22 protein-coding genes and 1 pseudogene are annotated in these 24,227 nt (G+C 68.0%); 5 read left to right on the top strand and 18 right to left on the bottom strand.

The features are described from left to right. Nucleotides 1-4: 4 nt before the first annotated feature. Nucleotides 5-1,684 carry an amidohydrolase family protein gene (locus BJP32_RS09540; protein WP_233126796.1) on the bottom strand — a complete coding sequence of 560 codons (1,680 nt, stop codon included), beginning with the start codon at nt 1,682-1,684 and terminating at the stop codon, nt 5-7. A 385-nt stretch (nt 1,685-2,069) separates the two neighbouring features. On the opposite strand from BJP32_RS09540, the gene BJP32_RS09535 reads away from it, so the two are divergent. Next, complete coding sequence (locus BJP32_RS09535) at nt 2,070-3,470, top strand: amino acid permease (RefSeq protein ID WP_046653331.1); 1,401 nt, start codon at nt 2,070-2,072, stop codon at nt 3,468-3,470. Between the two features lie 45 nt (nt 3,471-3,515). Here BJP32_RS09535 and BJP32_RS09530 read toward each other — a convergent pair whose 3' ends face one another. Then, nucleotides 3,516-4,118 carry a GGDEF domain-containing protein gene (locus BJP32_RS09530; protein ID WP_046653330.1) on the bottom strand — a complete coding sequence of 201 codons (603 nt, stop codon included), beginning with the start codon at nt 4,116-4,118 and terminating at the stop codon, nt 3,516-3,518. A gap of 127 nt (nt 4,119-4,245) precedes the next feature. Here BJP32_RS09530 and purE point away from each other — a divergent pair, with 127 nt between their 5' ends. Together purE and BJP32_RS09520 are read left to right on the top strand one after the other, a co-directional pair. Continuing rightward, nucleotides 4,246-4,752, top strand: a complete 507-nt coding sequence (purE, locus tag BJP32_RS09525) for a 5-(carboxyamino)imidazole ribonucleotide mutase (protein ID WP_040345841.1) — start codon at nt 4,246-4,248, stop codon at nt 4,750-4,752. Next, entirely contained in the window at nt 4,752-5,825 is a 1,074-nt protein-coding gene (locus BJP32_RS09520) for a 5-(carboxyamino)imidazole ribonucleotide synthase (RefSeq protein ID WP_046653329.1), read from the top strand. Before purE ends, BJP32_RS09520 begins: the two co-directional genes overlap by 1 nt. A 91-nt stretch (nt 5,826-5,916) precedes the next feature. On the opposite strand, the gene BJP32_RS09515 is transcribed toward BJP32_RS09520, so the two are convergent. Both BJP32_RS09515 and BJP32_RS09510 read right to left on the bottom strand, forming a co-directional pair. Continuing rightward, on the bottom strand, nt 5,917-6,270 hold the full coding sequence (locus BJP32_RS09515) for an endonuclease domain-containing protein (protein WP_046653308.1): 354 nt from the start codon (nt 6,268-6,270) through the stop codon (nt 5,917-5,919). A gap of 114 nt (nt 6,271-6,384) precedes the next feature. After that, nucleotides 6,385-7,050: a COQ9 family protein gene (locus tag BJP32_RS09510; RefSeq protein WP_046653306.1), complete on the bottom strand. Its 666-nt coding sequence runs from the start codon at nt 7,048-7,050 to the stop codon at nt 6,385-6,387. A gap of 190 nt (nt 7,051-7,240) precedes the next feature. Here BJP32_RS09510 and rpsU point away from each other — a divergent pair, with 190 nt between their 5' ends. Next, nucleotides 7,241-7,474, top strand: a complete 234-nt coding sequence (gene rpsU / locus BJP32_RS09505; RefSeq protein WP_087139870.1) for a 30S ribosomal protein S21 — start codon at nt 7,241-7,243, stop codon at nt 7,472-7,474. Between the two features lie 135 nt (nt 7,475-7,609). On the opposite strand, the gene BJP32_RS09500 is transcribed toward rpsU, so the two are convergent. The 7 genes and pseudogenes from BJP32_RS09500 to BJP32_RS09475 form a co-directional block, all read right to left on the bottom strand. Then, nucleotides 7,610-9,052: an ABC transporter permease gene (locus tag BJP32_RS09500; protein ID WP_046653304.1), complete on the bottom strand. Its 1,443-nt coding sequence runs from the start codon at nt 9,050-9,052 to the stop codon at nt 7,610-7,612. Next, nucleotides 9,052-10,014, bottom strand: coding sequence for an ABC transporter ATP-binding protein (locus tag BJP32_RS09495; RefSeq protein WP_046653303.1), 963 nt, complete (start codon nt 10,012-10,014; stop codon nt 9,052-9,054). The genes BJP32_RS09500 and BJP32_RS09495 overlap by 1 nt, the downstream gene beginning before the upstream one ends. A gap of 109 nt (nt 10,015-10,123) precedes the next feature. Further along, on the bottom strand, nt 10,124-10,750 hold the full coding sequence (locus BJP32_RS09490) for a M23 family metallopeptidase (RefSeq protein ID WP_040345849.1): 627 nt from the start codon (nt 10,748-10,750) through the stop codon (nt 10,124-10,126). A 195-nt stretch (nt 10,751-10,945) separates the two neighbouring features. Next, on the bottom strand, nt 10,946-12,748 hold the full coding sequence (locus BJP32_RS09485; protein WP_076223821.1) for an autotransporter domain-containing protein: 1,803 nt from the start codon (nt 12,746-12,748) through the stop codon (nt 10,946-10,948). Between the two features lie 99 nt (nt 12,749-12,847). Continuing rightward, nucleotides 12,848-14,077 carry a phosphoglycerate dehydrogenase gene (gene serA, locus BJP32_RS09480; RefSeq protein ID WP_232624027.1) on the bottom strand — a complete coding sequence of 410 codons (1,230 nt, stop codon included), beginning with the start codon at nt 14,075-14,077 and terminating at the stop codon, nt 12,848-12,850. 135 nt (nt 14,078-14,212) lie between these two features. Then, a pseudogene (locus BJP32_RS17895) lies at nt 14,213-14,737 on the bottom strand (HAD family hydrolase); the annotation flags it as partial. 97 nt (nt 14,738-14,834) lie between these two features. Further along, entirely contained in the window at nt 14,835-15,365 is a 531-nt protein-coding gene (locus BJP32_RS09475; RefSeq protein WP_052748047.1) for a hypothetical protein, read from the bottom strand. A 188-nt stretch (nt 15,366-15,553) separates the two neighbouring features. Here BJP32_RS09475 and BJP32_RS09470 point away from each other — a divergent pair, with 188 nt between their 5' ends. Further along, nucleotides 15,554-16,486 carry an Hsp33 family molecular chaperone gene (locus BJP32_RS09470; RefSeq protein WP_040346899.1) on the top strand — a complete coding sequence of 311 codons (933 nt, stop codon included), beginning with the start codon at nt 15,554-15,556 and terminating at the stop codon, nt 16,484-16,486. Nucleotides 16,487-16,490: 4 nt separating this feature from the next. On the opposite strand, the gene BJP32_RS09465 is transcribed toward BJP32_RS09470, so the two are convergent. From BJP32_RS09465 to BJP32_RS09435, 7 genes are all read right to left on the bottom strand, one after another. Next, nucleotides 16,491-17,210 (bottom strand): CPBP family intramembrane glutamic endopeptidase, encoded by a 720-nt coding sequence (locus BJP32_RS09465; RefSeq protein WP_003165710.1) that lies wholly within the window; start codon nt 17,208-17,210, stop codon nt 16,491-16,493. Nucleotides 17,211-17,532: 322 nt separating this feature from the next. Continuing rightward, entirely contained in the window at nt 17,533-18,222 is a 690-nt protein-coding gene (phoB, locus tag BJP32_RS09460) for a phosphate regulon transcriptional regulator PhoB (RefSeq protein ID WP_003165711.1), read from the bottom strand. Nucleotides 18,223-18,267: 45 nt separating this feature from the next. Then, nucleotides 18,268-19,014 carry a phosphate signaling complex protein PhoU gene (phoU, locus tag BJP32_RS09455; RefSeq protein WP_003165712.1) on the bottom strand — a complete coding sequence of 249 codons (747 nt, stop codon included), beginning with the start codon at nt 19,012-19,014 and terminating at the stop codon, nt 18,268-18,270. 10 nt (nt 19,015-19,024) lie between these two features. After that, on the bottom strand, nt 19,025-19,897 hold the full coding sequence (pstB, locus tag BJP32_RS09450) for a phosphate ABC transporter ATP-binding protein PstB (protein WP_046653298.1): 873 nt from the start codon (nt 19,895-19,897) through the stop codon (nt 19,025-19,027). 5 nt (nt 19,898-19,902) lie between these two features. Then, a complete protein-coding gene (pstA, locus tag BJP32_RS09445) occupies nt 19,903-21,198 on the bottom strand; it encodes a phosphate ABC transporter permease PstA (protein ID WP_046653297.1) in 1,296 nt (431 codons plus the stop codon). After that, the gene (pstC, locus tag BJP32_RS09440; RefSeq protein WP_076223817.1) at nt 21,191-22,621 is read right to left on the bottom strand and encodes a phosphate ABC transporter permease subunit PstC; all 1,431 of its coding nucleotides are present in this window, start codon (nt 22,619-22,621) and stop codon (nt 21,191-21,193) included. Before pstC ends, pstA begins: the two co-directional genes overlap by 8 nt. A gap of 163 nt (nt 22,622-22,784) precedes the next feature. Then, nucleotides 22,785-24,182 (bottom strand): cell wall metabolism sensor histidine kinase WalK, encoded by a 1,398-nt coding sequence (locus BJP32_RS09435; RefSeq protein WP_076223815.1) that lies wholly within the window; start codon nt 24,180-24,182, stop codon nt 22,785-22,787. Nucleotides 24,183-24,227 lie beyond the last annotated feature (45 nt).

Raw genomic sequence — 24,227 nt, 5'->3', positions numbered from 1 at the left:
TGGATCAGCGCCCTCCTTGCGCCTCCCCTCGTTCGGCTTTTTGCCGATCGACCATCGCCTTGACGTCGGCCAGCAGAGCCGGCGCGTCGTAGGCGACCCCGCGCGCCACCGTCCAACGCACCCCGCCGACCGTCTCGATGCGGTTCTCGGGGCTCAGGCGCTCATGTCCGGTGCCGTACAAGGTCTTGAAATTCGCCAGCGGATTCTCGGTCGTGATGACCAGATCCGCGCTCATGCCCGGCCGCACGATACCGAAGGTCGGCGCCTTGCCGGTCGGCTCGGCCAGGGTCGTCGCCCCGTCCATCGTCGCGGCGCGCACGATCTCCAGCGGGTGGAAGCCCGCCTCCTGCAGCAGCTCCAGCTCCTCGATGTAGCCAAAACCGTACAGCTTCCAGATGAATCCGGAGTCCGATCCCACCGTCACCCGACCGCCGACCTTCTTGTAGTCGTTCACCAGCCGCATGAACCGCTCGTAGAAGCGGCGCCACGCCACCTCGTTCGAAGTCGTCCAGTCGAAGAAGTAGCTGCCGTGATTGTCGCGCGTGGACTGGAAATAGTCCGCCAGCGCCGGAAGCGTATAGGTCTGGTGCCAGGGCGCGTTGCGCGCCCGCATCAGATCGCGCGACGCCGCATAGATGGTCATGGTCGGATCGAAGACGACGCCCGCCTTCTTCTGCGCCTCCAGATAGGCGTACCATTGCGCCGAACCCGGCTCGACCTCGTCCCAGATCTCGGCCGCTTCGCCGAAGCGCTTCTGCTCGTCGTAGAAGTTGTAGTCGGTCGGATAGTCCTGGATCGTCCGCCCGCCCAGCAGCGACTCGAAGTGGCCGTAAAAGTGGGTGATGGTCCCCAGGCCCGCCGCCGCCAGCTGTTCGGCGTTCAACTGGGCCACGCCCGGCTGGGCGATGTGGGCCACCGTGCCCATGTGGTTCTTCTTGGCCTCGTCGATGGCGGCCAGGACCACCTCGGGCGTCTCGTCGCCGCGCAGGAAGAATTTGATGCCGTCCACGCCGTTGGCCGCGCCCCAGCGCACCCATTCGCGCGCCATCTCGGGGTTGCGGATGCGGCCGCGCGACCAGCCTGAGCCGATGGTCTGATAGTTGAAGATGCGCGGGGCGACGATCTCGCCGCGCGCCGAACGGGCCTTCTCCGACACGGCGATGTCATGCGGCGCCAGGCTGACGCCGCGCACAGTGGTCACGCCGTGGGCCAGCCACAGCTTGTAGACATACTCCAGGTCCGGCGCCTTCTGCGGGCTGCCGCCGTGGGCGTGGGCGTCGACGAAGCCGGGCATGACGTACATGCCGCGCGCATCGATCTCATGCGCCGCGTTCAGCGGCGGGCGGCCCTCACGCTCGGGCAGTCCGGGCCAACCGGCCTGGATGATGTCCGTGATCTTGTCGTTCTCGATGACGATGTCGACCGGCCCCATGGGCGGCGCGCCCGTGCCGTCGATCAGCATGGCGCCGCGCACCACCATCAACGGATAGGGACCGAAACCCTCATCGGCGCGGCGCGGCGGCGCCGGATTGAGCGTGGCGCGCGCCTGAGCCGCCTGAGCCTGGCCCTGGGCCTGCGTCTGGGCCACAGCCGTGCTCGGCGCCCCCGTCGCCAACAACAGCGCCGCCGCGCAGACAGCCCCCGCCCCCATAAGGACAGCCTTCACCCCTAGCGTCGTCCGCAAGCTGCAATCCCTCCCAAGATTGGGGGCCGAAGCCCCTGCAAGCGCTTGTCCGGCGTTTGACCGGTCCTTGAATCGCTAGCACCCCGGAGGAAGCATGAGCTTCGGATATTGCCGGTACGACGAAATAAAATTCACACGATCGTCGAAAAACTGAGCCATCTTCGAAATGCGCTTTTTCAGGCCAAATGCAGGATCGAAACGTTGTTTCTGCGGCAAATCTGAATTTATGATCCAATGATCAGGATATGAAGCGGCCTTTCAGGGTCGTTTTTTCTGTTGCGGCATAGCTTGGCCACCCCAAGCCTTTGCCGAGAATACTACGGAAAAACACCGTTATTCCGAATATTTTCACATCCGCCGCCAAGAACCGTCTGGGGGAAGACGCATGAGTTTCATGACACGCCGCAAGGCTCTGCCTGCGCTGGGAGGGCCGCCCAAGGCTCATGGCCTGAAACCCACCCTGTCCTGGCCGCATCTGGTCGCCCTGGGCGTCGGCGCCATTGTCGGCACCGGCATCTACACCCTGATCGGCGTGGGGGCCGAACGGGCCGGACCTGCGGTCATGCTGGCCTTCGTCATTGCGGGAATCGTCTGCGTCTGCGCCGCCCTGGCCTACGCCGAGCTGGCGACCATGATCCCGGAGTCGGGCTCGGCCTACACCTATTCCTACACCACCCTGGGCGAGGGCGCGGCCTGGATGGTCGGCTGGAGCCTGATCCTTGAGTACACCGTCGTCTGTTCGGCCGTGGCCGTGGGCTGGGCGGGTTATTTCTCGGGCATGATGGAAGGCATCGGCATGGGCCTGCCCGCCATGCTGACCTCGGCCCCGTCGCAGGGCGGCATCGTCAACCTGCCCGCCGTCATCATCGTCGCCGCCGTGGCGGGCCTGCTGGTCGCCGGCACCAAGGAAAGCGCCTCGATCAACGCCGTGCTGGTGGTGGTCAAGATCGCCGCCCTGATCGCCTTCGTGGCGATCGCCCTGCCCCACTTCAACCCGGCCAACCTCAAGCCCTTCATGCCCTACGGCTTCTCGCACGGCATCGGCGCCGAGATGGGCGTCATGGCGGCGGCGGCCATCATCTTCTTCGCCTTCTACGGCTTCGACGCCGTGGCCACGGCGGCAGAAGAGACCCGCAACCCCGCCCGCGACCTGACCATCGGCATCATCGGCTCGATGGCAGCCTGCGTCGTCATCTACATGGCCGTGGCCATCGCCGCCCTGGGCGCCATGCCCTTCACCGACTTCATGAAGTCGCCCGAACCCCTGTCTCACATCATCCGCACCGTCGGATCGGACCTGTGGGCCACGCTGATCGCGGGCGCGGCGGTCGTCGCCCTGCCCACCGTCATCCTGGCCTTCATGTTCGGCCAGAGCCGCATCTTCTTCGTCATGGCGCGCGACGGCCTGCTGCCGCGCAGCCTGGCCCATGTGTCCGAGCGTTCGGGCGGGCCGGTGCGCGTGACGGCGGGCACGGCCGTCCTGATGGCGATCATCGCCGGCTTCATTCCGCTGGGCGACCTGGCCGCCCTGGCCAACGCCGGAACGCTGGTGGCCTTCGCCTCGGTCGGCCTGTGCCTGATCGTGCTGCGTCGTCGCGAGCCTGGCCGTCCGCGCGTCTTCCGTGCTCCGGTGTGGTGGCTGGTCGGCCCGGTGGCCATCGCGGGTTGCGTCTACCTGTTCTTCAGCCTGCCCGCCTCGACCCAGATCAACTTCGTCATCTGGAACGTGATCGGCGTGGCGGTCTATCTGCTGTACAGCCGCCGCAACAGCCTGCTGAACGACTAAGAAAAGAAGGGCGCCGAGGCTGACCTCGGCGCCCTTTTCAATTCGTCAGCGCGTCGCCTCCGGCCGCGCCTTCTTGCGCAGCCACATGGCCGCATCCGCCTCGGACAGCCAGACCTCCGCGTCGGCCTGTTCAGCATAGGCCCGCACGCCGAACGAACCGCCCAGCGCCAACCGCGTCCCATCCCAGATGAAGCCTTCGCTCTGCAGCGCCTCGCTCAGCCGCCGCGCCTTCTCGCGCCCTTCCTCGGCGCCGGCGTTCATCAGCAACACGGTGAACTCGTCCCCGCCCATGCGGCCCACGGCGTCGGACTCGCGCACGTTCGCCAGCAACAGCTCGGCCACGGCGATCAGCGCCGCGTCGCCCGCCGCATGGCCCAGGTCGTCGTTGATGCCCTTGAACCCGTCCAGGTCGAGATACAGCAGCGCCGCCTCGACCCCGTGGCGGCGGCAATAGGCCAGGTTGCGCGCCAGCACCGTCATGAAGCCGCGCCGGTTCAGCGCGGGCGTCAGCACGTCATGATCCGCCAGGGCCTCGGCTCGCTCGGCCCGTTCGGTCAGGGCCGTCACCTCGGCGCGCAGGCGCGCGAGTTCGGCGTGCAGTTCGTCTTCCGAAACCGGAGCGATGGTCTGATCGGCCAGTGGATTCAAGGCGGGCTCCGGCGTCGCTTTTCCGGCCGACTCAAAGGCCCGCGACGCACCAGAGTCTAGCGTCCTCGGTTGCGGGCGCAACGCGGGTGCTGTAACGGGCCGCTTTCCGCTTGGGGAGCCTTTGCGCATGACCGCCTCCACGCCGCCGGCCACGACGCCTCCTGTCGCCATCATCATGGGCAGCCGCTCCGACTGGCCCACGATGAAGTTGGCCGCCGACCGTCTGGATCAGCTGGGCGTCGCCTGGGAGGCCAAAGTCGTCAGCGCCCACCGCACGCCCCAGCGCCTCTATGACTTCGCCACCACGGCCAAGGACAAGGGCTTCAAGGTCATTATCGCGGGCGCCGGGGGCGCGGCCCACCTGCCGGGCATGGCCGCCTCCATGACCGACCTGCCGGTGCTGGGCGTGCCGGTCCAGTCCAAGGCGTTGAAGGGCCTCGATTCCCTGCTGTCGATCGTCCAGATGCCCGGCGGCGTGCCCGTCGCTACGCTGGCGATCGGCGAGGCGGGCGCCGCGAACGCCGGGATTCTCGCGGCGCAGATCCTGGCTCTGTCCGACACGTCCGTCGCCGAGCGCCTGTCAGCCTTCCGCGCCGCCCAAACCGAATCCGTCGCCGAAACGGTCGAGGACTGATGCCCCAGTTGCCCCTGCCCCCCGGATCGACCCTCGGCATTCTCGGCGGGGGCCAGTTGGGCCGGATGTTGAGCCAGGCCGCCTCGCGCCTGGGCTTCGACGTGGTGATCCTCGATCCCCAGCCGGACTGCCCGGCCGCCCGCGTCTCGCGCGCCCAGATCACCGCGCCCTATGACGACCCCGACGCGCTCCAGGCGCTGGGCCGTCTGTGCGACGTCGTCACCTTCGAGTTCGAGAACGTCCCCGCCGCCTCGGTCGAGACCCTGGCCGAAGCGGGCGCCCTGGTCGCGCCGGGACCGACCGCCCTGGCCGTCGGCCAGGACCGGGTGGACGAGAAGACCTATCTGAACGCCGTCGACGCCCCGACCGTGGCCTTCGCCGCCGTGACGACGCTGGATGACCTCACCAACGCCATCGAACGCCTGGGCCTGCCCGCCCTGCTGAAGACCCGACGCGAGGGCTATGACGGCAAGGGCCAGGTCTGGATTCGCGACGCCGCCGAGGCCGAGGCCGCCTTCGACGCCATCGGCCGCCGTCCCGCCGTGCTGGAAGCCGCCGCCGTCTTCCAGCGCGAGCTGTCGATCATCGCCGCCCGCGGCCACGACGGCGCGGTCGCCGTCTACCCCCTGGGCGAGAACGTCCACAAGAACGGGGTGCTGAAGACCACCATCGCCCCCGCCGCCGTCGATCCCGCCACGCAGGCGCGCGCCGAACAGATCGCCGCCGCGGTGCTGGACGGCCTCGACTACATCGGCGTCATGGGCATCGAACTGTTCGACATGGGCGACGGCGAACTGCTGGTGAACGAGGTCGCCCCGCGCGTCCACAACACCGGCCACTGGACCCAGGACGGCTGCGTCTGCGACCAGTTCGAGCAGCACGTCCGCGCCGTCGTCGGCTGGCCCCTGGGCCCCACGCAGGCCCACGCCCGCATCGAGATGACCAATCTGCTGGGCGCCGAGGTCGAGGACTGGCGCGCGCTGGCCGCCCAGCCCGACGCCCGCCTGCACCTCTACGGCAAGCACGACGCCCGGCCGGGACGCAAGATGGCGCACGTCAACCGCATCCTTTAACCCTCTCCCCGCCTTCCCTCTCCCAATGGGAGAGGGCTTGAGCCTCCAAGAGCGAAGCGATTGGTCAAGGCGAAAGGGTGAGGGTTGGCGATCAGCCGTTCATGCGCCGCGCGTACGCCTTCACCGCTTCAACCAAGAACTCCGGCGCCTCAAAGACCTGATCGTTCGTCACCCGGATCACGGCCCAGCCCAGCGCCTCAAGCGCCTGCTGCCGCTGAACATCACGCGCCGCCACGTCGTCCAACCGATGCACCCCGCCGTCGATCTCGATGATCAGACGCAGCCGGTCGCAGGCGAAGTCCGCAAAATAAGGTCCGATAGGGTGCTGACGGCGAAACTTGTGCCCATCAATCTTCCCGCCGCGCACAACCGCCCAGACACGCTCCTCCGCCCGCCCGGACGACTGGCGCAACCCACGCGCACGGTCGGTTCGGGAGTTCGTCATAGAAGGACTGTGCGAGCCGCGAGGGGGAACGGCAAGCCGGGAACCCTCACCCTTTCGCCTTGCCAATCGCTGCGCTCTTGGAGGCTCAAGCCCTCTCCCATCGGGAGAGGGCAGTTAGGCCTTGGCGCCGTACCGCAGCCGCCCCAGCACGTCGGTGATCGTGCGGACCGGGGCGTCGAAGTCCTTGCCCGCCTTCCACTTCTCGAAGGCCATGACGTTGTCGATGCGGCGGGCGACGAAGCCTTCCGCCGCCTCGCGCCCGTCGAACCAGCGCATCGTCAGGGCGGGAATCAGGATGCCGCCCAAAATCGTTCGCTTGGAGTAGTGATTCTGGTCCGTCGCCGTATCCCCGGCCCAGCGCCACAGATGATCCGCCGTCTCCCACGCCAACTTGAAGCCCAGGTCGACGTTGGTCGGCAGGCTGAGGAAGCCCGCGCAGCGCTTGGCGGCCTCGATGTCCTGCGCCCCCGCTTCCATTCGCGCCGAGACGGCGGCGGCGATTCGTTCGCGAATCTTCATCGTGGACGCGGGCGTGGCTTCCAGCGCCTTCAGCGCGCGGGCGTCGTGGCGACGCGACAGCAGGACCGCCAGATCGCGCGGGCCGTTGGGCAGCAGCAGTTCCTGGTCGCCCAGCGACAGGCCGCAGGCCTCGCACGCGGCGCGCGTCAGGCGCGCGTTCCAGCCCAGCGCGGGCGCGCGTTCTATGGCCGCAGCCAGAACGGCCTGTTCTGTGCGGTCGGCCCAATCGCCTTTCGGAGCGGTGTCGGCTGTCTCGGTCATGGGCGGCACGATACGCCCATCCGGCGGGCGTTTCGACCCATCACGATTAGGCGCGACGATCTGGACACGCCCCCCCCGATCATGTATCAGCGCGCCTTCACTTGAGAGGCCTTCCTCTCGAGCGTGGTTTTGTTTTGTCTGCCCGTCTCCCTTGGAAAGGACGCGGCGGGCGGCCAAAGGAGAGAGACCCCTGGTTCAGATTTTCGTCCGCGACAACAATGTCGATCAGGCGCTCAAGGCCCTGAAGAAGAAGATGCAGCGCGAAGGCAGCTTCCGCGAAATGAAGCGTCACGTGCACTTTGAAAAGCCGTCGGAAAAGCGCGCTCGCCAAAAGGCTGAAGCCGTCCGTCGCGCCCGCAAGCTGGCCCGCAAGCGCGCCCAGCGCGAAGGCCTGCTGCCGGCTCCGAAGGGTCGCGGTCGCTAAGACCCGCTGACGCCTGAAAGATCAAAGGCCGCCCCGGATCGCCGGGGCGGCCTTTTTCTTTGTCTGTTTCGGCTCACGGCCCCGGCTTCCGCCGGGATGAACGGGAGAGAGGCAAGGCCCTCCCTCCCCTAGACCTCATCGCCCCGTCACGGCGCCCATGAAGCTCTTCCAGCTCAGCTTCACGTCCGACAGGGCGCCCGCGCGGAAGGCGCGCCCCGCCGCCCAGACCATCAGAGCCGCGAACAGGAACATCCCGATCAGGCCGCCGATGATCTCGATCAGGGGCGGCCCGCTGGGCGCGCGCGCGGCCATGACGAAGGGGGTGAAGGGCGGGATCAGGCTGATGACCTTCACCACCATGGCGTCCGGCGTGCGGATGGCCATCTGCATGACCAGGATCGGCACGATCAGCACCATCATGATCGGTCCCATCAGGGTCTGGGCGTCACGCGGCGTGTCGCAGAAGGCGCCGATGGCGGCGAACAGCACCGCATACATCAGATAGCCGCCGACCAGGAACAGCAGGAAGTAGACGAACAGGCCGTCGGCCAGCAGCACCGAGCCGATGTCCCGCGCCACATCGGGCATGGCGGCCATCAGGCCGACGGCGCCGATGCCGCCCCAGGTTCCCAGCACGGCCAGGGTCAGCAGGGCCACGCCCAGCACCTTGCCCGTCAGGATCTCGGTCGCCGAAGCCGAGGACAGCAGCACCTCCAGGATCTTGTTCGACTTCTCCTCCATCACGCTGTTCAGCAGGATGGAGGCGCCGGTCATGATCAGCGACCACAGGATGAAGCCGACCGCCAGGCCGACGATCACCGGCAGTTTGTCACGGAACGACACCTCGCCCCCCGACGCGGCGCGCGGCGAGAAGACCGAGACGTCCGGGCGGAACATCTCCGTATCCGACACCACCGCGGGGTCGATGCCGCTGGCGACGAAGACGCGGCTGCGGTTGGCGGACTTCAGGGCGTCGCGGACGGCGTCCTCGACCACGTCGTCGGTGGCGCGTCCGGTCCAGACGCGGGCGCCCGGCTTGCCGTCCTTCTCGGTCAGGAAGACGACGGCGTTCAGCTTTTCGTCCTCGGGCGCGTCCTTGTCGACATAGCGGCGGGCCAGAGCGTCGCGCGCCTCGCCCGGCGCAGCGGCGGTCAGGGCGGCGGGCGCCTCGACCAGTTCGAACGCGCGCTTGGGCGTCTTGAAGCTTGCCCCAGCGCGCGGCGCCTCCTTCTTCAACGCCTCCAGCCCGGCGTCGAAGCCGCCCTTCTCGGCGGCTTCGCGCACGCGGTCGCCGCCCGCCGTCCCGGCTTCGGGCACGGCGGCCATCCGCAGGGCGGCGATGTCGGCCCGCCCGCGCTCCATCTCCAGCGCCTGACGCACGGCGACGGCCAGACCGGACCCGGCCGGGGTCTCGTCAATGATGACGGCCTCGCGCACCGGCTCGGCGTGGTTCATCAAGGCGGGGATCGCCCCGCCCAGAACGGCGAACAGCGGAAAGGCCAGCAGGGACAGCCAGAAGCCGACCGTCTTGGCGTAGGCCAGGAACTCGCGGCGCGCGATCAGAAGAATCCGGTTCATCAGGCGGCTCCCGCTTTATCGGTCTTGGAGACGGACTGATCTTCGTCCGGGTGGTCGCCGGTCAGGGCGATGAAGGCGTCGTGCAGGGTCGGCTCCTTCATCTGGAAGCGCCTTACGTCCAGCCCGCCCAGGAAGGCGGCGCGCAGGGCGCTTTGCGCCTCCGCTCCCGGCGTCAGGCCGACGCGCAGGGTGCTGACGGGGCCGTCCTCGACCAGCACCTCGATTCCGCCGACGCCCGGCAGGGCGGCGACCGCGTTTCGATCCAGCGCCCCTTCCAGCTCCAGAAAGCGTGGCGAAGTCGCCCGCGCCTCATCCACCGTGCCCTCGAACGCCTTACGGCCGCGGGCCAGCAGCACCACCTTGTCGCACAGACGCTCGGCGTGCTGCATGACGTGGGTCGAGAACAGAACCGTCGCCCCGTTGTCGGCCAGAGCGCGGATCATGGCCTCCAGTCCCTGCTGGTTCATCGGATCGAGGCCCGAGAACGGCTCGTCCAGGATCACGAACTCCGGCTGATGCACGACCGAGGCGATCAGCTGAACCTTCTGGGCCATCCCCTTGGACAGTTCCTTCATCTTCTTCTTGCTGGCTTCGCCCAGGCCCATCTGCTCCAGCATCTCGCGGCCGCGACGGCGGCCTTCGGGCAGGGGCAGGCCCTTCAGCCCGCCGAAGAAGGCGATGGCGTCCACCGGCGTCATCTTTTTATAGAGGCCCCGCTCCTCGGGCAGGAAGCCGATCCGATCGCGCACCTTGCGGCCGTCGTCCGCGCCCAAGATGTCGATGCGGCCGGTGGTGGCCGGTTGCAGCCCCAGGATCATCCGTAGCGTCGAGGTCTTGCCCGCCCCGTTCGGGCCCAAGAAACCGCAGATCGAGCCCTTCTCGACCTGGAAGCTCAGGTCGGAGACCGCCTGGAAGCCTCCGTATCTCTTACTGATTCCATCCAGCGTCAGCGCCGCGACCATTCGGTCCCCCTGCAAAAAGCCCAAGGATCGAATCTAACGGCAGCGCGCAGGCAATGGAAAGGGTATTTTACATTACGGTTTGGTCATGATGCCGCGCCGTCTGATGGGGTCAGACCGGGGCCTTCACCCGGATGTCGAAGCTCTGGCCGACGATCTTGGCTGGGTCGACCTGACCGCCGTTGCGACGCACCTCGAAATGCAGGTGGGGGCCGGTCGAATAGCCGGTCGAGCCGACCAGGCCGATGCGCTCGCCCGCCGTCACCGTCTTGCCGGAGTGAACGTCGATGCGGCTGAGGTGGGCGTACAGGCTCGTCATGCCGTTGGGATGCTGCAGCTCGATGAAGTTGCCGTAGCCGCCCGCCTGATAACCCGCGCGCAGCACCTTGCCCTCGGTCGTGGCGAAGACGCCGGTGCCGGTCGGGGCGGCGACGTCCACGCCCTTGTGGGCCCGCGCCTTGGCCTCGATCGCCAACTTGCGCAGGCCGAAGGGCGAGTTGATGCGATACCCCTTCAGCGGGGCCTCAAAGACGATCTTGCGGGTGACGGGACCGGCAGGCTCCGCCACCGCCTTCACCGGCGGAGCGATGGGCGCCGAAACCTCGACGACCTTCTCGGGCGAGGCGGCGATCATGCCGACAGGGGCGGCCGCCATCGCCAGGATCGCCAGACCGGCCAGGGCGCCTGTCTGACCGAAACGGATCACATGCGGCCGCACGGCCGGGGGAACTAAACGCATACTCTAACGACTCATTTTGAGCGCATCGTCAGCGCGGAGGAGCCGTCAGAAAGGCGCGAAACACGCGCACAGGCAGCGAAAACTCAAAGTCGCCGACGGCAGGAATTGACCGTCTTTTGCAATTTCACCGGGACATGAATGGGGCGCTCCGAGGGCGACACGGGGTCGCACCTCGGAAACCTTCGTTTTCCAGACCTACAGCGGCAGGCTCAGTTTCACCGCCGCCATATGGCTGTCGGCATGATCGCCGAAGCGGCCCTTGTAGCCGATCGACACCTTCAGCCGCTCCATGACCGTGCCCTCGATCCCGGCGGCGGCCAGCACCTGCCCCCCGAACGGCAGATCCACGTCGCGGGCCAGAACCTGGGCGGGATTGCCCAGGATGCCGGTGCGCACGGCGTCGCTGTCGTCGCTCAGGCTGTCACGATAGCCGCCCTCGGCGTAGAAACGGATCCGCTCGGTCCCGCCCTCGGCGCGCAGGGCGATCTCGGCCGTCGTCGCCTGCACCGAACGGTCGGCATAGGCGTATTGCGCCGCCGGACCCTGTTCATAGAATCCGTCCACGTCGGCGTTGATCCAGGCCACAGCCGCGCGCGGCGACAGGGCGAAGCCGCCCAGATCGAACCACATGCCGCCCTGCAGACGCGCCCCGGTCGAGACGCCGCGCGTCGAGCCGCTGTGGACGATCGGCGCCAGACTGGTCAGGCGGTTAACGTCGTTGAAGTCGTCCTGGGCCACGCCCGCCGCCGCATTGAGGAAGACATCACCGGAGCGCCAGCCGCCGTAGACGTCCAGCCCGAAGCTGTCGACGTCGGCGCGCAGGGCGCCCGCATCCACGTCCGCGTTGCGATAGGAGCCGGCCAGGCCGAAGCGCAGGCTTTCCGTGCCGCTTTCCAACGCGATGCGCACGCCATAGCCGTCGGAAGTCGCCTTGCCGATGGCGCCGCGCGCATCCGTCTCGGTCTTGTCGGCCAGCCCCTCGACCGAGATCGAGGTTCCGCCCGTCCACGCCTCACGCCCCGACAGGACGGCGGTCGAGCCGTCCAGCGCGTCCTCGCGGTGCCGCCACGCTGTCTCGCCCAGCACCGCCGTCTGGCTGCCCAGATCGCCGTAGTAAAGGTAGTCGTTCGCCAGACGCGCGATCACCGCATGGCCCTTGGCCGTCGGGTGAACCCCGTCGAAATAGAAGTAGTCGTCCGGGTTGGAGCACAGGGTCACACCGTTGAAGCAGGCCTGGGTCACGTTCGACACGCCGAAGGCGCTGGGGTTGGCCGAAATCACGTCCCCGACCTTGAACAGGTCCATCAGGATGATGTTCGTTCCCGGCCGCGCCGCAGCCGTCGTGTTCAGCCCGGTCAGCAGGGCCCCGTTGAACGTCGTGACGGCGTAGTCGGCCAGCGGCGCGGCGGGCGTGCCTCTGAACTGCGGCGTCAGACTCAGCTTGGGCAGGTTGGTGACCAGCACGGTCCCCGCCCCGGCTTCGGCGATGCCGTTGACGATGAAGTTGATGTCCGCCGCCGCGCTCTGCGCCACAGGGGCGATGGAGCCGGTCGGGTTGGGCGAAGCCCCCGCCGCCGGGAGACCCTGGAAGATGTTGTTCGCTCCGCCCAGCACGCTGACCAGATCGTTCGCGCCGAACTTGCCGCCGCGCTGCAGATACTGACCCAGCTGCAGCCGCATCCCCAGCGGCTGGGCCTGGCTATCGGTGCGCGCTCCGCCGAAGGCGTAGTTGATGCTGCCCGTCACCGGCCCCATGAAGTTGGCGGCGGTGAAGCCCAGCCGCTCGGTGAACACCGGCCCGTTGGAGAATCGCCCCGCGCCATAGGGCGGCGAGGTCGGCGTGGTTCCGCCCGTCGCCAGATACAGGTTGCCGTTGTCCGACAGGCTGTCGCCGAACACCACCAGACGGTTGTAGCTCTGGGCCGAAGCGGCCCCGGCGGCGGATACGGCGGCCAGGCTCAGAGCAGCCAACGCCGCTCCGCGAAGAAGACGAGACATCGATTTCCCTCCCATCGACCGTCCGTATGCGGTCGTTATCCGCCACTCTGCGCCGCTTTTCGCAGGACGCAAGATGACGTGACGGAAGGTGATCGACGATCAGTGCAGTCGGCGGAAGCGGATCGTGCCGGGAAGCTGCTTCAGCGCCGTCAGCGCCTCGCGGTCATAGTCGCGATCCACGTCGGTGATGACATAGCCGGTCCGCTCGTCCGTCTTCAGGTGCTGGCCCAGGATGTTCAGCCCCGCATCCGACAGGGCGCGGTTCAGTTCGGCCAGCACGCCCGGCTGGTTGCGGTGGATGTGCAGCAGTCGGTGCGCGCGCGTCACCTCGGCCAGCTGCACGTTGGGCAGGTTGACGCAGAAGGTGGTGTCGCCCCGGTTCAGATAGCCCAGCAGCCGCTCGGCCGCGAACTCGGCGATGGCTTCCTGCGCCTCTTCGGTCGAGCCGCCGATGTGCGGGGTCAGGATGGTCTTGTCCAAACCGACCAGAGGACTGTCGAACGGGTCGGCGTTGGTGCGCGGCTCCTCGGGGAAGACGTCGACCGCCGCCCCGCCCAGACGGCCGGACTTCAGCGCCGCCGCCATCGCGTCCACATCGACCACATGGCCGCGCGACAGATTCAGGAACAGGGCGCCCGGCTTCATCCTGGCGAACTGGTCGGCCCCGATGATGGCGGTGTTTTCCTTGCGGCCGTCGACGTGCAGCGTCACCACGTCCGCCTCGGCCAGCAGGGCGTCCAGCGAGCGCATCCGCCGCGCATTGCCCAGCGCCAGCCGCTCGGACAGGTCGTAGAACAGCACCCTCATGCCCAGGTTCTCGGCCAGCACCGACAACTGGCTGCCGATGGCTCCGTAGCCGACGATGCCCAGCGTCTTGCCGCGCACCTCGCGCGATCCCGTGGCCGACTTGTTCCACACGCCCTTGTGCATTTCGCGCGACTTGTCCGCCACGTCGCGCATCAGCACGATCATCATGCCGATGGCCAGTTCGACCACCGAGCGGGTGTTGGAATAGGGGGCGTTGAACACCGCCACGCCCTTGTCCGCCGCCGCGTCCAGATCGACCTGATTGGTGCCGATGCAGAAGGCCGCCACGGCCATCAGCCGGTCCGCGGCGTCCAGCACCCTGCGCGTGACATTGGTCTTGGAGCGGATGCCCAGGACGTGCACGCCCTTGATCGCCTCGATCAGGTCGTCCTCGTCCAGCGCGCCCTTCATGGTCTCGACGGTATAGCCCGCCTCCTCCAGCCGTTCGACGGCGGCGGGGTGGACGTTCTCCAGCAGCAGCATGCGGATGCGGTTGCGCGGATAGGACCAGCGCCCGGCCACGCCCTCGGCGTACAGCACCTCGTCCAGAGAGGCGGCGACGGCGTCGGCGGCCTCGATCACCTTGGCGCGGCTGACGATCTCGGTGAAGGCGTAGAAGCGGTCGGCCGCGCCCTGAATCTTGACCTCGGCGTCGGTCCAGCCGTCGCCGACCATGACCACCGGCCCTTCCAGGTTCAGCGCCCGGATGACCTCAGGCTTGCCGTTCTCGCGCGACAGCGGGTTGGCCGTGTCCACGCCCGTGACGCGGCCTTCATCGTCATAGATCAGGTCGTTGGCCAGCACATGATCGGACGCCACGCCTAGCCGCTCGGCCAGGGGGGCGATCACCTCGCGAAAGCCGCCCGACAGGATGTAGATGCGCTCGGCGTTGCGCTGGAAGAAGTCGACGTTGCGGCGAATGGAGACCGTCGCCTCGTCCAGGATGCGATCGGTCAGGGTCTCGACGTGTTCACGGCGCAGCGCCAGCAGGTCCAGCCGCTGCTTCAGCGCCTCGCCGAAGCCGATGCGGCCGTTCATGGCGTCGTCGGTCAGGGCCGCGATCCGGGCCTTGCGCTCGGCGGCGTCCGGCGCATCCTTCAACGCCAGATCGGCCAGCGCCTCCAGCGTTTCGATGCGAACCAGGGTGGAATCGAAGTCGAAGATGAAGACGGGCGAGATCATGCGCGGGCTCTAGACCTTCTTCGCACTCGCAGCAATAAAAAGGGGCGCCGCAGCACCCCTTTCCGCATATTTTTTCCATTTACGGCGGAAAACCGGCTCAGCGGCCGCCGTTTCCGGCGCGCCGGCGGCTTTCCAGCGCCGCCGCGCCGATGGCAGCGGCGATGGTGGCCACAGCCAGAAGGGCGCCGCCCTCCTTGGCGTGATCGCGGGCGAAGTCGCCGGCGTCCTCGACATAGCGGCGCGCCTGCTTGGTGTAGCGGCGCATCGGACGGCGCGATTTCTTCCTGGTGCGGCGATACCAGTCGTCAGCCCGATCCCGCGCCTCGGCGCCGAAGCGGCCCGCGCGGTCCTGGGCGTAGCCGCCCAGATCGGCCGCACGGTGGGTCAGGTCGTCCGCGCCGTCGCGCACGCCGCGCGCGATGTCGTCAAAGCGGTGGCGCAGAGCCTCGGCGTCGAACCAGCCGCGCGGGTCGATGCGGGTCTTGATCCGCTCATAACGCGTCGGGCCGGTGCGTTGGCTCAGCAGGATGGTCGCCAGACCCACGCCCGCCAGCACAGCCACCACCCCCGCCGTGATTCCGGGATGCTTGCGGACCTCGTCCACGACGTTGAACTCACGATCCATCATGTCAGACCTCTCGGGAAGGAAACGGTTTCATCTAAGGGAGCGAGCTTCAGCACAAAGGGTTCCCTTCATCCGGTCAAGCTTGTCGCCGCCGCGCGCGGTCGTGACGCAGGCGACACGCCCTCCCCTTACCAAGCCGCCCGCGGCTCCCTATGTTGCGCCGCTTCCGACAGTTTTCAGGATTTCACGCCGTGACCGATCACGCGCCCGACGCCCCCATCGCCGCCCCGACGGACGACTTCGCCGCCGCCTTCCAGATCGAAGGCTGGCCGGTGCGCGGCCGCCTGGTCCGCCTGGGCGAAGCGGTCGACAAGATCCTGTCGGCCCACGCCTATCCCGAGCCGGTCGCCGCCCTGCTGGGCGAGGCCTGCGTCCTGGCCGCCATCGTCGGCTCGGCGCTGAAGTTCGACGGCCGCCTGATCGTTCAGGCCCAGGGCGACGGCCCGGTGCGCTATGTCGTCGCCGACTACGGCACGGACGGCCATCTGCGCGGCTTCTGCCGGTTCGACCCGGAAGAAGTGGCCAAGGCGTCGGAAGGCTTCGCCCGTCCGGGGGCCAAGACCCTGCTGGGCGGCGGCGTCTTCATCATGACGGTAGACCGCGGCGCCGACTTCGAACGCACCCAGGGCGTGACCCCCATCGAGGGCGAGAGCCTGTCGCTGTGCGCCGAACACTACTTCACCCAGTCCGAGCAGGTGCCGACCAAGGTTCGCCTGGCCGTCGGCGAGGTCGAAACCGACGCGGGCCGCACCTGGCGCGCGGGCGGGGCGATGATCCAGGTCATCGCCGGCGACGAGTCGCGCGGCTCGACCGAAGAAGTGTGGGAGCGCACCCGCGCCCTGTTCGCCACCCTGGGCGACGACGAGCTGATCGACCCGACCATCAGCGCCGAGACCCTGCTGTACCGTCTGTTCCATGAGGACGGCGTGCGGCTGGAAGGCGCCAAGGCCCTGGCCGCCGTCTGCCGCTGCTCAAAGGACCGCATCGCCACCGTGTTGCAATCCTTCCCGGCGGAAGAACGCGCCGAAATGGTCGAGGACGACGGCAAGATCCGCGTGACGTGCGAGTATTGCTCGACCAACTATGAGATCGACCCGGCCGAGCTGGAAACGGCCGAGGCCTGATCCCTCAGACCAGCATGAAGACGGCGTTGCCGTAGTTGTGCAGCAGGACCGGCAGCAGCACGCTGCCGGTCTTTTCGCGCAGCCAGACCAGCAACAGGCCCGCCAGCCCCGTCGTCGCCATCGGCGCCCAGTCGAAGGTGAAGCCGCCGTCCTGATAGCCCAGGGCGTGGGTCAGGCCGAACGCCAGCGCCGTCAGCGCCGCGCCCCAGCCCATTGGCGCGCCCAGCACGCGGACCGGCCGCCCGAACGCCTCGTTCAGCATCAGCAGCAGCACGCCGCGATAGAAGATCTCCTCGTCCAGCCCCGGCATGGTCAGTTGAAAAGCCAGGCTGTCTGCGTCGAACCCCTCGCCCGGCATCGCGATCGCCAGCCCAAGAAACAGCAGGACCAGCAGGCCCGACAGGATCAGCGCCCCCTTCAGTCCCTGCCGGTTCTGATGCAGGGTCAGGCCGCTGCGCCGCCACCCCACGATGGGCAGGCTGGCGACCGCCAAGGACAGCAGGACGGCCAGCGTCTTGCCCTCCCAGTTCCAGCGCGAGGGACCGAAGTCCAGCGGGATATGGCCATAGCCGCGCGTCAGCACGGCGTCATAGACCGCCATCAGCAGCAGAGCTGCGGCCAGCCAGCCCCAGCGCACCTTGCCGCGCGACAGCACGGCCGCCGCCCCGCCCGCCAGTGCGACCGCCCCGACCCAGCCTGACATGGCGATAATGGCGTCCGGCATGGCTTCCCTCCCCCGATGCGACGTCGTCGTTCAGAGGCGGCGGCATGGCCGAGCAGATGCAGATGAAGAAAAGTTAAGCTCCTGCTCCTCGCCCCCACACGCCCGGGCTTCGCCCCATACGCACCGTTTCCCGCCTCTACACGCCGTCATCCTCGGGCTTGCCCCAAGGATCCAGGGCGACGGCGCGCTCACCCGTTCAACGCCGTGCAGGCGGACGGCTGGATTCTCGGGGCAAGCCCGAGGATGACAGCAGGGGATGGGGCGCCGTGGCGCGTCGTAGAGCGGTGTGGAGTGACGTGGCCCGCGCCGCAGGAGGCGCCGCCTAGTTGTTCAAGTCCAGCGAATAGCCCGCCGAGCGCACGGTGCGGATCGGGTTGACCGTGCCTTCGACGTTCAGCGCCTTGCGCAGGCGGCCGACGTGGACGTCCACCGTGCGGGCCTCGACATAGACGTCCGAGCCCCAGACCGCGTCGAGCAGCTGCTCGCGGCTGAACACCCGGCCCGGATGCTTGAGGAAGTGGTCCAGCAGACGGAACTCCGTCGGCCCCAGATGCACCTCGCGGCCCGCGCGGCTGACGCGGTGGGCGACGCGGTCCATGATGATGTCGGCATGATTGACCCGGTCGTCGGCCAGGCCCGGACGGATGCGGCGCAGCACGGCGCGGATGCGCGCGGTCAGCTCCGTCATCGAGAAGGGCTTGGTCATGTAGTCGTCGGCGCCGGTGTCCAGGCCGCGCACGCGGTCCGTCTCTTCGCCGCGCGCGGTCAGCATGATGATGGGCAGGTTGCGGGTCTCGGCCCGGCCGCGCACGCGACGGCAGACCTCGATGCCCGACAGCTTGGGCAGCATCCAGTCCAGCAGGATCAGGTCGGGGGTGCGTTCGTCGATCTGCAACATCCCCTCCTCGCCGTCGGCGGCGACGGCCACGTCATAGCCTTCCTTCTCCAGATTGTACTGGAGCAGGGTGGCCAGGGCGTCCTCGTCTTCCATCACCAGGATATAGGGTTGCACGTCAGCCTCTCCGGTTCGTCGAAGTCGTCAGCGATGTAGGGGGGATCAGTCGTCCGCCGCGTCGGGCGACGCAGACAGGTGCGGGGTCGGCGTCGGCTCTTCGCCGGGACCGGGCACGGCCTTCGGCCGCTCGCCCAGCATGTCCTCGCCCGTGATCTCATAGTGGACCGTCTCGGCGATATTGGTCGCGTGGTCGCCGATCCGCTCCAGGTTCTTGGCCATGAACAGCAGGTGGGTGCAGGCCGTGATCGTGCGCGGGTCGCCCATCATATAGGTGAGCAGTTCGCGGAACAGGGCGTTGTAGTGTTCGTCCACCTCGTCGTCGGTCTGCCAGACCGACAAGGCGCGCTCGATCTCAGAGGCCGTATAGGCGTCCAGCACGTCGCGCAGGCGGTTCGACACCAGCCGTCCCATCCGCTCGATCGAGCGGGTCAGGGGCTGCATCGGCTCGGCCTCGGCCAGGATCAGCGCCCGCTTGGCGATGTTCTTGGCCAGGTCGCCGGTCCGCTCCAGGTCCGAGGCCAGCTTCATGGCTCCCAGCGTCCGACGCAGGTCGCTGGCGACCGGCTGGCGCAGGGCGATCAGGCGGATCGCCTTCTTCTCGATGTCGCGATGCAGGGCGTCCAGGCGGTTGTCGCGCTCGACCACCGCCTTGGCCAGCGCCACGTCGCGGCGGGCGACGGATTCGATGGCGTCCGCCACCTGCGCCTCGGCCAGGCCGCCCATGCGGACCACCTCGGCCGTCAACTGGTTCAGCTCGTCGCCGTAAGCCTTGACCGTATGCTGGTTCATCGTCGCGTCCTCAGCCGAAGCGGCCGGTGATGTAATCGAGCGTGCGCTTTTCGCGCGGGTTGGTGAAGATCTCTTCGGTGTCGCCGGTCTCGACCAGCTTGCCCATATGGAAGAAGGCCGTGCGCTGCGACACGCGGGCCGCCTGGGCCATCGAGTGGGTGACGATGACGATGCAGTAGCGCTCGCGTAGTTCGTCGATCAGCTCCTCGATCTTGGCCGTGGCGATCGGGTCCAGCGCCGAGCAGGGCTCGTCCATCAGGATGACTTCGGGTTCGACCGCGATGGCGCGGGCGATGACCAGACGCTGCTGCTGACCGCCCGACAGGCCGGTGCCCGGCGAGTGCAGGCGGTCGGCGACCTCGTCCCACAGGCCGGCGCGCTTCAGCGACTTCTGGACGATCTCGTCCATCTCGCCCTTGGTCGAGGCCAAGCCGTGAATCTTGGGCCCATAGGCCACGTTCTCATAGATCGACTTGGGGAAGGGGTTCGGCTTCTGGAACACCATGCCGACCTGGGCGCGCAGCAGCACCGGGTCGATCTTCTTGTCGTTGATGTCCGCGCCGTCCATGTCGATCCGGCCGGTCACGCGGGTGCCGGGGATGGTGTCGTTCATGCGGTTCATCGTCCGCAGGAAGGTCGACTTGCCGCAACCCGACGGGCCGATCAGCGCCGTCACCGTCTTGTCCGGAATCTCCAACGAGACGTCGAACAGGGCCTGCTTCTCGCCATAGAAGACGCAGACGTCGCGCGCGGCGATCTTGATCGGACCCAGCGGCGCCGAGGCGTGAGCGCCGACGGCCGGGGCGGTCGACAGGGTGGCGGCTTCAGAGGGGGCGGCGCCGGTCGACGAGCCGTCGGGAGCGCGGAAGATGCGGGACTTCATAAGATTTACCACCGGCGTTCGAAGCGACGGCGCAGCAGGACTGCGGCGGCGTTCATGACGATCATGAAGGCGAGAAGGACAAGGATGGCGGCCGCCGTCCGTTCGTGGAAGGCGCGCTCGGACGCGTTCTCCCAGATGTAGATCAGCGACGGCAGGGCGCCGACGGGCTCGTCGATGGCGTGCGGCACGCCCGGCACGAAGCTGATCATGCCGATCAGCAGCAGCGGCGCCGTCTCGCCCAGCGCATGGGCCATGGAGATGATGGCGCCGGTCATCACGCCGGGCATGGCCAGCGGCAGGACGTGGCCGAACACCGTCTGGGTGCGGCTGGCGCCCATGGCCAAAGCAGCCTCGCGGATCGAGGGCGGCACCGCCTTCAGCGACGAGCGGGTGGCGATGATGATGGTCGGCAGGGCCATCAGCGCCAGCACCAGACCCCCGACCAGCGGACTGGCGCGCGGCAGGTGCAGGAAGTTGATGAACAGCGCCAGACCCAGCAGGCCGTAGACGATGGACGGCACGGCGGCCAGGTTGTTGATGTTGACCTCGATGATCGCCGTGATGCGGTTGCGGGGGGAATACTCCTCCAGCCACACCGCAGCGCCGACGCCGACCGGAATGGCGATCAGGGCCGTCACCATCAGCATCAGGGCCGAACCGACCACGGCGCCCAGCAGGCCCGCCAGCTCCGGCTGGGTCGAGTCGCCCTTGGTGAACAGGGCCGCGTTGAAGTGGGCGCGCACGGCGCCCGAGGCCTTCATCCGGTCCAGCCAGTCCATCTGCTCATTGGTGACGCGGCGCTGGTCCTCGGGCTGATCGCGGGTGATCTTGCCCTTCAGATACATCTCGGCGTCGTCCGACAGCGGCGCGGCGACCGGCACGGTCTGGCCCAGCAGGCTGGGCTGGCGCGCGATCATCTTGGCGGCCTGGAACTTCAGCTCCGAGGACAGCAGGGCCTTCATGGTCGAGGCCTTGGTTCCCTGCGCGTCGTCCTGGATTCCCAGGCGGCGGATCTGTTGCTCGGCGACGATCTGCTCGAAATTAGCGCCTTGCGGATAGGAACGGTCGATCCGCGCCGGGTCCATGTAGACCGGCAGGGTCACGGTATGGGCGTAGAAGGCGGTGTAGCCCTGGGTGACGATGCTGCCCAGCAGGATCACCAGGAAGGCCAGAGCCACGCCGATGGCCGCACGGCCGTACCAGCGGAAGCGGGTCTCACGCGCATAGCGGGCGCGCAGGCGGCTTTTCAGACGCTGGGTGCGCGGGCTGACGCCGGTCGAGGGAGAGGCGGCGTCAGTCATACTGTTCCCGATAGGCTTGCACGATGCGCATGGCGACGATGTTCAGCATCAGCGTGACCACGAACAGGGTCAGTCCCAGGCCGAAGGCGGCCAGGGTCTTGGGGCTGTTGAACTCCTGGTCGCCGGTCAGCAGGGTGACGATCTGGACGGTGACGGTCGTGACCGTCTCCAGCGGGTTCAAGGTCAGCTTGGCGGCCAGACCGGCGGCCATGGTCACGATCATGGTCTCGCCGATGGCGCGCGACACGGCCAACAGCAGGGCCCCGGCCACGCCCGGCAGTGCGGCGGGCAGCAGCACCTTCTTGATCGTCTCGGACTTGGTGGCGCCCATGGCGTAGGAGCCGTCGCGCAGCGACTGCGGCACCGCGTTCAGGATGTCGTCCGACAGGGAGCTGACAAAGGGGATGAGCATGATCCCCATGACCGCGCCCGCGACCAGAGCCATCTGGTTCTGCACCAGCGACAGGTAGAGGCCCAGATCGTTGAACGGCCCGCCGATCAGCATCTCGCCGATGCCGTTGAAGAAGACGCGCAGAGCCGGCCCAACGGTCAGGGCGGCGAAGAAGCCGTAGACCACGGTCGGCACCCCGGCCAGAACCTCCAGCGCGGGCTTGACCAGGGCGCGGGTCTTCTTGCCCGAATACTCCGACAGATAGACCGCCGAGAACAGGCCGATCGGCGCCGCCACCGCCATGGCGATGGCCATGATCAGGAAGGTGCCCGCGAACAGCGGCACGGCCCCGAAGGCGCCCGACGACCCGACCTGATCGGCGCGGATGGCGATCTGCGGGCTCCACTTGGTCCCGAACAGGAACTCGGTGATCGGCACCATGCTGAAGAAGCGCAAGGAATCGATCACCAGCGAGAAGATGATGCCGACCGTGGTCAGCACCGCCACCGCCGAACAGGCGAACAGGACGCCGGTGATCCAGCCCTCGACCTTGTTGCGCGCGCGCAGGTCCGGGCGAATGCGGGTGAAGACGAACAGGCCGCCCAACACGGCGGCGATCAGGGCGGCGACGCCCCCGCCCCAGTCCAGGGCCGCGGCGATGCGGTGGGCGCGGCGGCCCTCGGCCGGCAGTTCCTCGGCGTAGGGCGCAGGCCAGATCTGGCGCGCCTCCTGCCCCGCCCCGACCAGACGGGCGTCGGCGAAGAAGGCTTCGCGGCGGAACGGCTCCAGCTGGGTGACGCTGTCAGGCGCGCCCGCCCGCATCATCTGCTGCTCGATGGGCGTGGAGAAGATCGAGGCGGCGATCAGCATCGCCAGGGAAGGAACACCGACCCAGATCAGGGCGTAAAGCCCGTGTTGGCCAGGACGCGAATGCGACTTCGCACCCTGGCTCCGACGAACGGCCAAGGTCCGCCCGGCCACATAGGCCAGGACGGCGAAGGCGATCAGCAGCAGCAGGAAAATCCAGATCATCCGGTCCGATCAGCGCAGAAATCAGCAACGCGCCGGGTTCGGTGCGTTTCGGCCGGGAAACTGCCTGCGATACGTCAGCGGATTAAGACGGCTGGATGACAGTTCTGTTACGACGCCCAGCCGCAATGTCGCAGCTGCATGACGATCGCTCCGAATACGGACCTCACGCCTCGGATGCAGGAGCCAGCGGGAAACAGGCCGCGAAGATCGCTCCATGCCCCGGCGCGCTGTCCACTGACAGGCCGCCCCGGTGACGGATGATGATGTGGCGTACGATGGCCAGGCCCAGGCCCGTGCCCTGCCGATCCCCGCTCTTCTGACCCTCGACTCGATAGAATCGCTCCGTCAGGCGCGGCAGGTGCTCGCGCGCCATGCCCGGCCCGTGATCGCGCACGGTGACGACGGCGTAGCGCTGACCCGTTTCGCGATCCGGGGTCGCCAGCGACAGGCGGTTGCCCTCGGGCATTCGCGCCGCCATGGCCTCGTCCAGGGTGCGGTCGATCTCGATGCCGACCTCGATGGTCCCGCCCGCGCTGGAATACTTCAGGGCGTTGTCGATCAGGTTCTGCACCACCTGGGCGATCTCGTCCCGATCGCCGGTCACAGCCGCGCCGCCGTGCGGCAGCTCCGCATGGATCGTCACCTGACGCTCGCGCGAGAGGACGCTGACCGCATCGACCACATCGGCCGTCGCCCGCGCCAGATTGACCCGCCCCAGGGGCGCGATGTGTTCGTTCAGCTCGATCCGGCTCAGCGACAGCAGATCGGCCACCAGCCGCCGCATCCGGTCGGCCTGCACCGCCATGATGTCGAGGAATTTGTCGCGCGCCTTGGGGTCGTCCTTGGCGTGGCCCTTCAGCGTCTCGATGAAGCCCGACAACGACGCCAGCGGCGTGCGCAGCTCATGGCTGGCGTTGGCCAGGAAGTCGACGCGCATCTTCTCCATGCGGCGCACGTCCGTCTCGTCGCGCAAAGCCAGAAGCGCCAGCATCCCGCCGCCCCAGGCCGAATCCTCGCGTGCGGGCAGGGGTCGTATGAAGGCGCGCCAATGCCGTTCCTGAACGCCGCCGCCCACATAGTCGACCTCGGCTCCGACGCCGCCGAACAGGGCCTCGTCCACCGCCTCCAGCACGCGCGGCTCGCGCAGCACCGAAACCAGTAGCCCCCCGCCCGTCCCGTTTAGCTTGAACAGCTCGCGCGCCGCCGCATTGGCCAGGGCGATGCGGCGCCCGGCGATGTCGTCCGCCTCGCCTCCGCTGATGATCAGCAGCGGGTCGTCCAGCGCCTCGAACACATCGCCCAGCAGGGCCGCGTCCGGTCCCAGATCGACCCCGCCCGGCTCGAATTCCATCTCATCGGCGGCCGGCGGCGGATTGCGGTTCACCAGCCAGGTCGCCAGCGCGACCGCGACGGCCCCCGCCGCCAGCCATCCGGCCAGTTCCGGCTTCATCACGGCCAGAACCGCCATCACCAGTATGGCCACGCCGCCGCTGGCGCCGGCCGTCCACAAACGGGACGACGCTGTAGGCGCAACGGGAGACGGAGAGTGATCGTAAGGCATTTCGACCGACGTTATCTCATTCTTCAGCAGCTCGACCTAGGTTGG

The organism is Brevundimonas sp. ZS04 (assembly GCF_001956865.1).
In the GTDB taxonomy this organism is placed as follows: Bacteria; Pseudomonadota; Alphaproteobacteria; order Caulobacterales; family Caulobacteraceae; genus Brevundimonas; species Brevundimonas diminuta.
Note: the sequence above shows the minus strand (reverse complement) of the source record. Positions and strands in the feature narration are given on the sequence as shown.